The organism is Guyparkeria hydrothermalis, assembly GCF_023555385.1.
Classification (GTDB): domain Bacteria; phylum Pseudomonadota; class Gammaproteobacteria; order Halothiobacillales; family Halothiobacillaceae; genus Guyparkeria; species Guyparkeria hydrothermalis_A.
Genome location: NZ_JAJSED010000001.1, coordinates 21,004 through 33,292 on the forward strand (window position 1 = coordinate 21,004; position 12,289 = coordinate 33,292).

The following is a 12,289-nucleotide window of genomic DNA, read 5'->3' on the forward strand; positions in this document are numbered from 1 at the left end:
TCGTAACGCCGCAGCTGGGCGCCTGGCGGCCCGCCCTACGGGGCTAGCCGGCTTGCCCGCCCTCGGTGTTGCCGATCCTCGCCGGGGCAATGAGCCCGCCTTCGAATCGGCGCCTTGATGGCGGACAAACCGGCTGGCCAGAGGCATTGGGTATTCGAGCGGACCTCCCCGAGCCATCCGTCGGGTTCCCGGGACGGGAGCCGTGTCCGACCAAACCGAAGAGGAAGTCCGGTGTCCGCACAGCATCTCGAGAACCACCCGGAATGGAGCGGCCGACTGGCCTTCATCCTCGCCTCGGCCGGTTCGGCCGTCGGCCTGGGCAACATCTGGAAATTTCCCTACATCATGGGCGACAACGGCGGCGGCGCGTTTGTGATGATCTATCTCGCCTGCCTGCTGCTGGTGGCCACGCCCATCCTGATCAGCGAGGTCATGCTGGGCCGTCGTGCGCGTTCCAACCCGATTACCGGCATGGCCAAGCTCAGCCGCGAGGCCGGCGCGCACCCAAGCTGGCAGGCGATCGGCTGGATGGGGGTGCTCACCGGCTTTCTGATCCTGAGTTTCTATTCGGTGGTGATGGGCTGGGCCCTGGCCTACGTCGAGAAGGCCGCGGACGGGGCGTTCATCGGCGCGAATGCCGAGACCATCTCAGGGCTGTTCGACGACATGGTCGCCAATCCCGGCACGCTGCTGTTCTGGCATACGGTGGCGATGATCATGACCGTCGCAGTGGTCGCCCGCGGGGTGCGCGGCGGGCTGGAACTGGCCACCCGCGTCATGATGCCGTTGCTGATCGTCATCCTGGTGCTGCTGTTCGGCTACAACATCGGCACGCCCGGTTTCGCGCCGGCCATGGCGTTCATGTTCTCCCCCGACTTCTCCCAGGTCAGTGCCCAGACCGTGCTGGTGGCGCTGGGACACGCGTTCTTTACCCTGAGTCTCGGCATGGGCGCGATCATGGTGTACGGCTCCTACATGCCGCAGGGCACCTCGATCGTGCGCGCCGGGCTGTGGATCATCGTCCTGGATACCGGCATCGCGCTGCTGGCGGGCATGGTGATCTTCCCGATCGTGTTCTCCAACGGCATGAGCCCCGAGCAGGGCGCCGGCCTGGTGTTCCAGACCCTGCCGCTGGCGCTCGGCCAGATGGAGTGGGGCTACTGGCTCGCGATCGTCCTGTTCGTGCTGGTATCGATCGCCGCCTGGACCTCGGCGATCTCGCTGGTCGAGCCGGCTGTCTCCTACCTCTGGGAGCGTTTCGGCGTCCGCCGGCTGCACTCGGCCCTGGCCGTGGGGGTGGCGACCTGGTCGCTGGGCGTGCTCGCGGCGCTGTCGTTCAACCTGCTCGGCGATGTCACCCTGTTCGACAAGACGATCTTCGGCGTGCTGGAGTTCGCCACGGCCAACATTCTGCTGCCGGCCGGCGGCTTGCTGATTGCCCTGTTTGCTGCCTGGCGAATGCGGCGAGCCGACTCCCGCGAGGAGCTGGGACTCGACGGCTGGCGCTACCGGCTGTGGTGGTGGCTGGCCGCCGTGGTTGCTCCGGCCGGTGTGGTGCTGGTGTTCCTCAACGGGCTCGGCCTGTTGGGCTAAGGCGGCGGCGTACTCTGCTAGACTCCGCGGTCCGATCGACAGCCCGCCGCCGTGGCCGGTGGTGGGCATGAAACGCAAGGGCGACTTCCTCCCGGCATGAGTACCACCATCGAGCGACAGGTCGACGTGCCGTTCTCCGCGCTGCAGATGTATGCGCTGGTCAACGACATCGACTCCTACCCGGAATTCCTCCCCTGGTGCGAGCAGACGCGCATCCTTCAGGCCTCGGGCGATGAGGTCGAAGCGAGCATCACGCTGCGCAAGGGAGCGATCCACAAGACCTTCGTCACCCGCAATCACAACGAGCCGGGCGCCCGGATCGTCGTCACGCTGGTCGACGGTCCCTTCCGTCACCTCGACGGCTTCTGGGAATTCGAGGACCTGCCGGAGGGCGGCTCCCGGGTGACGCTCGACATGCGTTTCGAATTCTCCAACCGCTTCCTCGAACGTGCCATCGGTCCGGTGTTCCGCGAGATCGTGAAGAACCTCGTCGGGGCATTCCGCAAGCGGGCCTTCCAGGTCTATCCGCGCGAGGACGGCGCATGAAGGTCGAAGTGGCCTACGCCAGGCCCGATGTCCAGGTCATTCTCGAGGTCGATGTCCCGGAGGGCGCGACCGCCGAGGAGGCCATTCGTGCCAGCGGCATTCTCGAGCGCTTCCCGGAGATCGATCTGACCAAGCAGAAGGTGGGCATCTTCTCCAAGGTCGCGCCGCTGTCCAAGGATCTGCGGGAGTGGGACCGGGTGGAAATCTACCGGGCGCTGATCGCCGACCCGAAGGCCGCGCGCCGGCAGCGGGCGCAGAAGGACAAGCAGGACGACCGCAAGGCCGCGGCCAAGTCCGGTGCCAAGGGGAAGGACAAGCCGCCGGCGGACTCTGCCGACGCTCCAACCGCGGACACGAAAAAGCCGGCCGAGTAGAACCCGGCCGGCTTCTGGGCTGCCCCGCTGTCGGAACCGTTACTTACAGCGGATCATTGCCCGGCGGGGTAGTCGGCTGATCTTCGGTTTCCAGCTCGTAGGGATCTTCTTCCGGAGCGGTGGACGGCGCCGGCTCGGCCTCGCCGTCATCCTTCTCCTCGTCCGGCAGTTCCGCGCTGTTCATCGACGGCGCTTCGGCCAGATCCATGCCGTCCTGCGTGATCGCCGTGACCCGGCCGGAGGCGCCGTACTCGACCACCAGCGTGTGGTGGAATGCCTCTTCCTTGCCGCGCTTGTCGTAGTAGAGATAGGTGTCGCGCTGGCCGGCGTGGAAGATGTCGTTGAGGCTGGGCGTGCCGAGCAGGTTGCGGACTTCGGCCTGCGACATGCCTTCGTGAAGGCGCTCGACCTGAGCCTCCTCGATGATGTTGCCCTGCTGGATATCCGGCTGGTAGACCTGGATGAAGCTCGGGACGTATACCGAGGAACAACCCGCAAGCAGGGTGACGACGAGCGGAAGCGTAAGAAGATGGCGCTGCATGATCCTGGAAAACCTTTTCCTGATGGTCTGGATGGCTTTACGACTGCGCCCCAATCATACGCCGTCTGACCGGTGATGCCAGCCTGCCTCGTCCGGAGGATTGCCGTGCGGGGTCATGTTTCCGGGAATGGCGGCATCTTCGGTTACAATTCGCATTAGCGAATCAACCGAATGCAATCGAGGGCAGAAGTTTTGGAACCCAGCGAACTCAAGAAGGCCGGCCTGAAGGTCACCCTGCCGCGGGTGAAGATTCTCGAGATCATCGAGGCGAATCCGGATTGGCACATGAGTGCCGAGGACGTTTACAAGGAATTGCTCGCCCGCGGTGAGGAGATCGGGCTGGCCACGGTCTACCGGGTGCTGACCCAGTTCGAGACGGCCGACATCCTCAAGCGGCACCAGTTCGAGGGTGGCAAGGCCGTGTTCGAGCTGATCTCCAAGGGGGATCACGACCATCTGGTCTGCGTGAAGACCGGCCAGGTCGAGGAATTCCACGATCCGATCATTCAGGAACGGATCGCCATGATCGCCGACGAGTTCGATTTCGATCTGACCGACTACTCGCTGGTGATCTACGGCATCAGCCGCAAGGCGGCCGGCCGCAAGTAAGGCTCATTGCGCCCATGGCAGAAGGCCCGCTCGTGTTTCACGGGCGGGCCTTCTTGCTTTCGGGATCAGATTGAGCTGTCGAGCAACTCGCGGGCATGCGCCCGGGTTTGCTCGGTCACCTCGCGGCCGCCGAGCATGCGCGCCAGCTCCTCGGTGCGCTCGTCGGCATCGAGGGCGCGCACCCAGGTGCGGGTCGCGTCACTGAGCTCCTCCTTCTCGATGCGTGCCTGGTGATGACCGTGGGCGGCTACCTGCGGCAGGTGCGTGACGCACAGTACCTGGCGCGATTCGCCGAGTGCCCGCAAGTGGGCGCCGACGATCGCCGCGGTGGCCCCGCCGATGCCGGTGTCGACCTCGTCGAAGATGAAGGTGCCCACCGGGTCGTCACCGGCGGTCAGGGTCTTCAGTGCGAGGCTCACGCGCGCCAGTTCGCCGCCGGAGGCGATCTGGTCGAGCGGGGCGACCGGCTGGCCGCGGTTGGCGCTGATCAGGAAGACGACTTCGTCGATGCCGCGCTCGCCGCGGCGTGTCTTCAGAGCATCCGAGGTGGTCAGCTTCACCTCGAACTCGCCGTTGGGCATGCCCAGCTCGCGGATCGAGGCCTTGAGCCGCTCGGCCAGCTTCTTGGCACCTGCCTGCCGCTCCTTGCTGACCTTGGCGGCCAGCCTGTCGTAGGCGGCGCGGTTTTCCGTGAGGCGGGTCTCGATCTCGCCCAGCGAGCCGCCGGCCTGCTCGAGCTGTTCGTGCTCCTCGCGCAGATCACTGACGTGCTGCTCGAACACCTCCGGGGAGACGCGGTGTTTGCGGGCCAGTTCGTGCAGGGTGTCCAGTCGTGCCTCGACGGTGGCGAGGCGTTCCGGGTCGGCCTCGGCCGACTCGAGCCGGTCGCGAAGGGTATCGACCGCCTCGGCGATCTGGATCTCAGCGGACTGCAGGGTCTCGATGACCGGGCCGAGAGTTTCGTCCAGATCCGCGATCCGTGACAGGGACTGCTCGGCGGCCCCCACGCGATCGTGGGCGTTGCCGTCGTCGTCGAACAGCGAGGCCATCTGCTCGGCCAGCACCTGACGCCATTCGTCCAGTCTCGACAGTCGCTTGAGCTCGGCGTGCAGCTGGTTGAACTCGTCCGGCTGCGGATCGACCCGCTCGATCTCCTCGAGCTGGAATTCGAGAAAGGCGAGCCGGTCGGCACGCGAGTCCTGCTCCGCCCGGTGGCTGGCGAGCTGCTCCTCGTCGGCGTGGATCTGGCGACTCAGCCGGCCGAGCTCGTCGACCTGGCCCTTGAGGTCGCAGAAGTGGTCGAGCAGGGCGAGCTGGGTCTTCGCCTGCATCAGCCGCTGGTTCTGGTGCTGACCGTGGATGTCGATCAGGTGCCGGCCGAGACCCTTGAGCGCCTGGCCGGGTACCGGGCGGCCGTTGATCCATGCCTTGGAGCGGCCGTCCCGCGACAGGACACGCCGCACGATCAGCGGCAGCGACCCGCCCTCGGGGTCCTCGCCCAGTTCCTGTTCGTCGAGCCACTGCGCGGCCGGGCCATCGACCGGCAGCAGAAACTCGCCGGTGACCTCGCCCTGCTCGCAGCCGCTGCGCAACAGGTTCATGTTGGCCCGGTCACCCAGCAGCAGCCCGATCGCGTCGATCAGGATCGACTTGCCGGCGCCGGTTTCCCCGGTGAGGGCGGTCATGCCGGCGGCGAAGTCGAGCTCGAGCTGATCGATCAGGGCGATCTGGCGAATGGAGAGGGTGGTCAGCATGATGGCGGGCGTTTCCTTTTACCGTGGCTCCGTGATCCGTGGTGCCGGGACGATGGGTCAGAACCGCTGTTCGCTCCAGCAGAGCTTGTCGCGCAGCAGCGAGTAGTGGTCATGGCCTTCCGGATGGATCAGCCGGATCTCGTGTTCGTACTTCGAGATCGCCAGCACGTCGCCGTGCTCGAGCGGCTGGTTGAGTTGGCCGTCGAAGCTCACCACGCCGCCGCCGCGCGAGCCCTCCACCGGACTGATCTCGATCAGGTGGCGCGCATCGACCACGATCGGTCGGTAGCTGAGCGTGTGCGGGCAGATCGAGACGATGCCGACGGCGTGCAGGTCCGGTGCGATCAGCGGACCGCCGGCGGACAGGGCGTAGGCGGTCGAGCCGGTCGGTGTGCAGACGACCACGCCATCGGAGCGCTGCTGGTTGACCAGTGTGCCGTCGATACTCATCTCGAACTCGACCATGCGGGCCGGGTCGCGCATCTTGAAAGTCACGTCGTTGAGTGCGACCGATTCCATGATGCGCGTGTCGTTGCGCATCAGGCTGCCCTGCAGCAGGAAGCGTCGTTCCTCGCAGTACTTGCCCTCGAGGATCGCCGAGAGGTGCCGTTCGACCTCGCAGGGGCTGACGTCGGCCAGAAAGCCGAGCCGGCCAAGGTTCACGCCCAGGATCGGCACTTCGTGAGAGCAAAGCGAGCGGGCGGCATTGAGCATGGTGCCGTCGCCACCGATCACCACGATCAGGTCGCGATCGATGCGGTCGCGCGAGAAGCGCTCGGCGTGGATCGACGGCACGGGGTTCTCGGCGTTCTCGTCGAGCGCCCAGTGAGCGCCGTGCCGCTCGGCCGCGGCCACGAGATGTTTGTACACCTCGGCGAGCGCGTCACCGCCGTCGGGCTTGGTGATGATCCCCAGCCGGCGGAAGGCCGGCGGCTCGGCAGGGGGTTCGCGACGTGACGGGGAGGTCGAGTTCATGGTGTCTGGGAGTTGCTCCTGTCGGCGACTCGATGGTTCGTTCAGTGATTGCCGGCGGACCACTTCAGCCCGATGATCCCGGCCACGATCATGGCGATGAATGCCAGGCGTGCAAGCGACGCGGGCTCTTTGAACCAGAGGATGCCGAGAATCGCTACGCCGGTCGCGCCGATGCCGCTCCAGACCGCGTAGGCCGTCCCCATCGGGATCTCGCGCATCGCCACGGCAAGCAGGTAGAAGCTCAGCCAGGCGATGGCCAGCACGGCGATCGTCGGGACCAGGCGGGCGAAGCCGTCGGTGAACCGCAGGCCGGTGGCCCAGGCGATTTCCAGCAGGCCGGCTGCGAGCAGGATGAGCCAGGCATTCATGGCGATTTCGTTGTCCTCGCAAGATGGTGCGATGCCCGTCCGGTCGGATTTCCCGAGCCGGCCGGGCATGGAATTCGGCCCAGTCTAGCAAAAGGCGAGGCCGCCGCATGCGGTCGATGGAATGCGCGCGGATGGTTGCCGTCCCACGGCCCAACGCCGACTTGGCACTCTTCGCGACCGAGTGCTAATTTAGCCGCGCAACGGGCGGGCCCGGCACTCGGTGCGGCCCGCCTCGACGAACACACCAACCCAGCCATCAGGTCTTGCGTATGACAGACGCCTGGAGTGAATTGCCCGAGCGGGCGCAGACCCTGCTTCGGGTGCTGATCGATCGCTACACCGACGAGGGAACGCCGGTCGGCTCGCGCGCACTCGCGCGCATGTCGGACCTGAACCTGAGCCCGGCCACCGTGCGCAATGTCATGGCCGACCTCGAGGATCTCGGCCTGGTGCGAGCGCCGCACACCTCCTCGGGGCGCGTGCCCACCGAGCTGGCCTACCGGCTGTTCGTCGATTCGCTTCTGGTCAGCCCGTCGAAGGCGCCGGTGGATGCCCGTCGGCTCGAGCGCATCCTGCGCGAAGCGGTCGAGGACGACCCTCAGCACCTGGCCGACACCGCCTCGAACCTGCTGTCCGGCCTGACCCAGTTCGCCGGAGTGGTCTCCATTCCGTCGCGTGCCCGGGCGCTGTTCCGCCAGATCGACTTCGTCTCGCTCTCCCCGGGGCGGGTGCTGATGGTGCTGGTGACCGACGACGGCGGGGTGCAGAACCGCATCATTCACCCGGACAAGCCCTACAGCCAGGACGAGCTGACCCGCTTCGCCAACTTCCTCAACGAGCGGCTCAACGGCCAATCGATCCAGGCACTTCGGGAGACGCTGGTCAGCGAGCTCAAGCACACCCGCGAGCAGATCGAGGGCAATCTCAACGAGGCGATCGTGCTCGCGGAATCCGCCGTCGAGGCGGTCGAGGACGACGCGGGCATCGCCGTGGCGGGGCAGACCAATCTGATGGGCATCGACGAACTCGGCGACGTCGATCGCATGCGGCGGCTGTTCAATGCGTTTGCCGAGAAGCGCGAGCTGGTCTCGCTGCTGGATCAGTGCGAGCGCGCTCAGGGCGTGAAGATCTTCATCGGTCGCGAGTCGGGCTCGCCGAGCTTCGACGAATGCGGGGTCGTCGGCGCCTCCTACGGCGTCGACGACGAGGTGGTCGGCGTGCTCGGCGTGATTGGACCGAAGCGCATGCCATACGACCGCGTGATCTCCATCGTCGACGTCACCTCACGGCTCCTCTCGAGCGCGCTCTCGCGCCAGTAAGCCGGCGCTTCTCGCCGGTCTCGCAGTCTCCCCCTTGAAAAGATCCCGGATGCCCCAAGTGTCCGGGCAACAGCGAATTTCAATCCAGACATCCATCCGCTTTTCAGGAGAGCTTCGATGACGGACAAGCCGGTCGATCAAGACGACATGACTCAGGGCATGAACGAGGAAAACCCGGAGCAGCCCGCCGAGGGCGAGGTCGAGCAGGGCGCCCAGGGCGAGGAGGCCAGCGAGGTCGAGGAGCTCAAGGCGAAGCTCGCCGAGAAGGAAGAGGAAGTCCTGCGCATCGCCGCGGAGATGCAGAACCTGCGTCACCGTGCCGAGCGCGATGTCGAGTCGGCGCGCAAGTTCGCCCTCGAGCGCTTTGTCGAGGGTCTGCTGCCGGTGGTCGACTCGCTCGAACTGGGTATCGAGGCGGCCGACAACGAGAACGCCACGCTGGAGAAGATCAAGGAGGGCGACGAGATGACCCTCAAGATGCTGATCCAGACGCTGGAGAAGTTCGGCGTGAAGGCCGTTCACCCGATCGGCGAGCGTTTCAACCCGGAACACCACCAGGCCATCAGCATGCAGCCGCACGACGGCGATCCGGATCACGTCGTCGACGTGATGCAGAAGGGTTACCTCCTGAAGGACCGCGTCGTGCGCCCGGCCATGGTGGTCGTTTCGAAGCCGAATCAGGACTGATCGACGCGGATTTGCGGCCGCCGGCTTGAAAAATCGAGCAGCGGCCGCACCTCGAATGCCAAGGGCGGCCCGAGAGCGAAACATGCCGCGGCGCGCCAACAGATTCAACGCATACACAAAGAACGCTGGAGACACGCATTATGGGTAAGGTAATCGGTATCGACCTGGGGACGACCAACTCCTGTGTCGCGATCATGGACGGCAAGTCCGGCAAGGTAATCGAGAACGCCGAGGGCGCGCGTACCACCCCGTCGGTGGTCGCCTACGCCAATGACGGCGAGATCCTCGTCGGTCAGCCGGCCAAGCGCCAGGCCGTCACCAACCCGGAAAACACCCTCTACGCCGTCAAGCGACTGATCGGCCGCAGCTTCGACGAGAAGGCGGTCCAGAAGGACATCAAGCTGATGCCCTACAAGATCGTCAAGGCCGACAACGGCGATGCCTGGGTCGAGGCCGGCGGCAAGAAAATGGCGCCGCCGGAAGTCTCCGCCCGCGTCCTGATGAAGATCAAGAAGGACGTCGAGGCGTACCTTGGCGAAGAGGTGACCGAAGCGGTCATCACCGTGCCGGCCTACTTCAACGACAACCAGCGCCAGGCCACCAAGGATGCCGGCAAGATCGCCGGTCTCGAGGTCAAGCGCATCATCAACGAGCCGACCGCTGCGGCCCTTGCCTACGGCATGGACAAGAAGGAAGGCGGCGATCGCAAGATTGCGGTCTACGACCTGGGTGGCGGTACCTTCGACATCTCGATCATCGAAGTGGCCGACATCGACGGCGAGAAGCAGTTCGAGGTCATGTCCACCAACGGTGACACCTTCCTGGGTGGCGAGGACTTCGACAACCGCCTGATCGACCACCTGGTCGACGAGTTCAAGAAGGAGCAGGGCGTCGACCTGTCCCAGGACGCGCTCGCCATGCAGCGTCTGAAGGAAGCCGCCGAGAAGGCCAAGATCGAGCTGTCCTCGACCGAGCAGACCGACGTGAACCTGCCGTACATCACGGCGGATCAGAGCGGTCCGAAGCACATGAACATCAAGATCACCCGCGCCAAGCTCGAATCCTTGGTCGAGGAGCTGATCAAGCGCACCGTCGAGCCGTGCAAGGTCGCGCTCAAGGATGCCGGTGTGTCGGCCTCCGACATCGACGACGTGATCCTGGTCGGTGGTCAGACCCGCATGCCGAAGGTCCGAGACACGGTCGCTGAGTTCTTTGGCAAGGACCCGCGCAAGGACGTCAACCCGGACGAGGCCGTGGCCGTTGGCGCGGCGATCCAGGGCGGCGTGCTTTCCGGTGGCGTCAACGACGTGTTGCTGCTCGACGTCACTCCGCTGTCGCTCGGCATCGAGACGATGGGCGGCGTCATGACCAAGCTGATCGAGAAGAACACCACCATCCCGACCAAGGCGAGCCAGACCTTCTCGACCGCCGAGGACAACCAGACGGCCGTGACCGTCCACGTCCTGCAGGGCGAGCGCGAGATGGCGAGCGGCAACAAGTCGCTGGGCCGCTTCGACCTCACCGAGATCCCGCCGGCGCCGCGTGGTCAGCCGCAGATCGAGGTGACGCTGGACATCGATGCCAACGGCATCCTGAACGTCTCGGCCAAGGACAAGGGCACCGGCCGCGAGCAGAAGATCGAGATCAAGGCGAGCTCCGGTCTGTCCGAGGAAGAAGTGCAGCGCATGGTCGACGATGCCGCCGCGCACGCCGACGAGGACAAGAAGCAGAAGGAGCTTGTCGAGGCGCGCAACCAGGGCGACGGCATCATCCACACCGTCGAGAAGGCCATGACCGACGCCGGCGAAGCGCTGACCGACGAGGACAAGAAGCCGGTCAACGAGGCCATCGAAGAGCTGCGTGAAGCCATGAAGGGCGACGACAAGGCCGAGATCGATGCGAAGGTCGAGGCCCTGTCCCAGGCGTCCGCCACGGTCATGCAGAAGGCCCAGGCGGCCGGTCAGGGCGGCGAAGGTGCCGCGGGCGAAGCCGGTGGCGAGCAGGCCAAGCAGGACGACGACGTCGTCGATGCCGAGTTCGAGGAAGTCAAGGACGACGACAAGAAGTAAGTCGTCGGCTTCCCGAGCCGCGATCATCCGTCCCCCGGGGCGGATGATTTTTCGTGTCACCCGGCCGCGCGTCGGGCGACACCCGATTCTCAAGACGGGTCGGCCGGTACACGGTGCGGCCCGTCAACGTATGCAACCCGGTGCGCTGCTCGCGGGCCGGGACAAACAGACAGCCGCAGAGATCGACCATGGCAAAACGTGACTACTACGAGGTGCTGGGGGTCAGCAAGAATGCCTCGGCCGACGAACTGAAGAAGGCCTACCGCCGTTTGGCGATGAAGCATCACCCGGACCGCAACCCGGGCGACGAGGAGGCCGAGACCCTGTTCAAGGAGGCCAAGGAGGCCTACGAGGTGCTCTCCGACCCGCAGAAGCGTTCGGCCTACGACCAGTTCGGTCATGCCGGGGTCGACGGCCAGGGTGCCGGCGGCTTCGGTGGCGGTGGCTTCGGCGGCGGTGCCGGCTTTGCCGACATCTTCGGCGATGTCTTCGGCGACATCTTCGGTGGCGGTCGTGCTCGCGGCGGTGCCTCGCGCGGTGCCGACCTGCAGTACAACCTCAAGCTGTCGCTTGAGGAGGCCGTGCGCGGCACCACCGTCGAGATCCGCATCCCGACCACCGAGCCCTGCGAGACCTGTGACGGCAGCGGCGCGAAGCCGGGCACCGGCAAGACCACCTGCACCACCTGCGGTGGCCAGGGCGCGGTGCGCATCCAGCAGGGCTTCTTCTCCATCCAGCAGCCCTGTCCGGACTGCGGCGGCGAGGGGCAGAAGATCGAGGATCCCTGCACCGATTGCGGCGGCACCGGCCGGGTCGAGACGCAGAAGACCCTCTCGGTGAAGATCCCGGCCGGCGTCGATACCGGCGACCGGATCCGCCATTCCGGCGAAGGTGCGCCGGGCGAGAAGGGTGGTCCGCCGGGGGATCTGTACATCCTGATCGACATCAAGCCGCACCCGCTGTTCCGGCGCGATGACGCCGATCTGCTGTGCGACATGCCGATCAGTTTCGCCACCGCGGCCCTTGGTGGCGAGATCGAGGTGCCGACGCTCGATGGCAAGGTCAAGCTCAAGATTCCCGAAGAGACCCAGACCGGCAAGACCTTCCGCATGCGTGGCAAGGGCGTGCGTCCGGTCCGGGGTGGCGCCCAGGGTGACCTGCTGGTGACCGTCCACGTCGAGACGCCGGTGAAACTCAACAAGGAGCAGCGCGAGATGCTCGAGGCATTCGAGCGTTCGCTGGGCACCGCGGGCGACGACAGCGTGGCGGAAAAGCACCGTCCCCGACAGCACTCGTTCCTCGATTCGGTCAAGCGATTCTTCGACGATTTGCGGGGCGATTGAGGTCCCGGGCAGTCACCGCATGCCGGGCTTGATTCCCCGGTGTGCAACGGGCTGATCAATTGACTTTGCCGGGCGTTGTCTTTATATTCCGGTTCCCGCGAACATTGGCTT

12 protein-coding genes are annotated in these 12,289 nt (G+C 65.7%); 8 read left to right on the forward strand and 4 right to left on the reverse strand.

Features of this window, described 5'->3' with window-relative positions:
* Nucleotides 1-231: 231 nt before the first annotated feature.
* The 3 genes from LV476_RS00115 (at nucleotide 232) to LV476_RS00125 (ending at nucleotide 2,513) form a co-directional block, all read left to right on the forward strand.
* Entirely contained in the window at nucleotides 232-1,593 is a 1,362-nt protein-coding gene (locus LV476_RS00115; protein WP_250072109.1) for a sodium-dependent transporter, read from the forward strand.
* 96 nt (nucleotides 1,594-1,689) lie between these two features.
* Entirely contained in the window at nucleotides 1,690-2,139 is a 450-nt protein-coding gene (locus LV476_RS00120) for a type II toxin-antitoxin system RatA family toxin (protein ID WP_250072112.1), read from the forward strand.
* Nucleotides 2,136-2,513, forward strand: coding sequence for an RnfH family protein (locus LV476_RS00125; RefSeq protein WP_250072114.1), 378 nt, complete (start codon nucleotides 2,136-2,138; stop codon nucleotides 2,511-2,513). Before LV476_RS00120 ends, LV476_RS00125 begins: the two co-directional genes overlap by 4 nt.
* A gap of 43 nt (nucleotides 2,514-2,556) precedes the next feature.
* Here the strand turns inward: LV476_RS00125 and LV476_RS00130 are convergent, their stop codons facing one another.
* Nucleotides 2,557-3,054, reverse strand: a complete 498-nt coding sequence (locus LV476_RS00130; protein WP_250072116.1) for an outer membrane protein assembly factor BamE — start codon at nucleotides 3,052-3,054, stop codon at nucleotides 2,557-2,559.
* Between the two features lie 192 nt (nucleotides 3,055-3,246).
* On the opposite strand from LV476_RS00130, the gene fur reads away from it, so the two are divergent.
* On the forward strand, nucleotides 3,247-3,663 hold the full coding sequence (fur, locus tag LV476_RS00135) for a ferric iron uptake transcriptional regulator (protein ID WP_284047370.1): 417 nt from the start codon (nucleotides 3,247-3,249) through the stop codon (nucleotides 3,661-3,663).
* Nucleotides 3,664-3,728: 65 nt separating this feature from the next.
* On the opposite strand, the gene recN is transcribed toward fur, so the two are convergent.
* Genes recN through LV476_RS00150 form a run of 3 tightly spaced genes read right to left on the reverse strand, consistent with a single transcriptional unit; the run spans nucleotide 3,729 to nucleotide 6,760 of the window.
* Nucleotides 3,729-5,417: a DNA repair protein RecN gene (gene recN, locus LV476_RS00140; protein ID WP_250072122.1), complete on the reverse strand. Its 1,689-nt coding sequence runs from the start codon at nucleotides 5,415-5,417 to the stop codon at nucleotides 3,729-3,731.
* Between the two features lie 57 nt (nucleotides 5,418-5,474).
* Nucleotides 5,475-6,392 (reverse strand): NAD(+)/NADH kinase, encoded by a 918-nt coding sequence (locus tag LV476_RS00145; RefSeq protein WP_250072123.1) that lies wholly within the window; start codon nucleotides 6,390-6,392, stop codon nucleotides 5,475-5,477.
* A 41-nt stretch (nucleotides 6,393-6,433) separates the two neighbouring features.
* Entirely contained in the window at nucleotides 6,434-6,760 is a 327-nt protein-coding gene (locus LV476_RS00150) for a DMT family transporter (protein WP_250072125.1), read from the reverse strand.
* Nucleotides 6,761-7,029: 269 nt separating this feature from the next.
* Between LV476_RS00150 and hrcA the strand changes: the two genes are divergently transcribed.
* The 4 genes from hrcA to dnaJ all read left to right on the forward strand — a co-directional run bounded on the left by hrcA (nucleotide 7,030) and on the right by dnaJ (nucleotide 12,178).
* Nucleotides 7,030-8,079: a heat-inducible transcriptional repressor HrcA gene (gene hrcA, locus LV476_RS00155; RefSeq protein WP_250072127.1), complete on the forward strand. Its 1,050-nt coding sequence runs from the start codon at nucleotides 7,030-7,032 to the stop codon at nucleotides 8,077-8,079.
* Nucleotides 8,080-8,196: 117 nt separating this feature from the next.
* A complete protein-coding gene (gene grpE / locus LV476_RS00160) occupies nucleotides 8,197-8,766 on the forward strand; it encodes a nucleotide exchange factor GrpE (protein WP_250072129.1) in 570 nt (189 codons plus the stop codon).
* Nucleotides 8,767-8,906: 140 nt separating this feature from the next.
* Nucleotides 8,907-10,835, forward strand: a complete 1,929-nt coding sequence (dnaK, locus tag LV476_RS00165; RefSeq protein ID WP_250072131.1) for a molecular chaperone DnaK — start codon at nucleotides 8,907-8,909, stop codon at nucleotides 10,833-10,835.
* Between the two features lie 188 nt (nucleotides 10,836-11,023).
* Nucleotides 11,024-12,178 carry a molecular chaperone DnaJ gene (gene dnaJ, locus LV476_RS00170; protein WP_250072132.1) on the forward strand — a complete coding sequence of 385 codons (1,155 nt, stop codon included), beginning with the start codon at nucleotides 11,024-11,026 and terminating at the stop codon, nucleotides 12,176-12,178.
* Nucleotides 12,179-12,289: the final 111 nt, after the last annotated feature.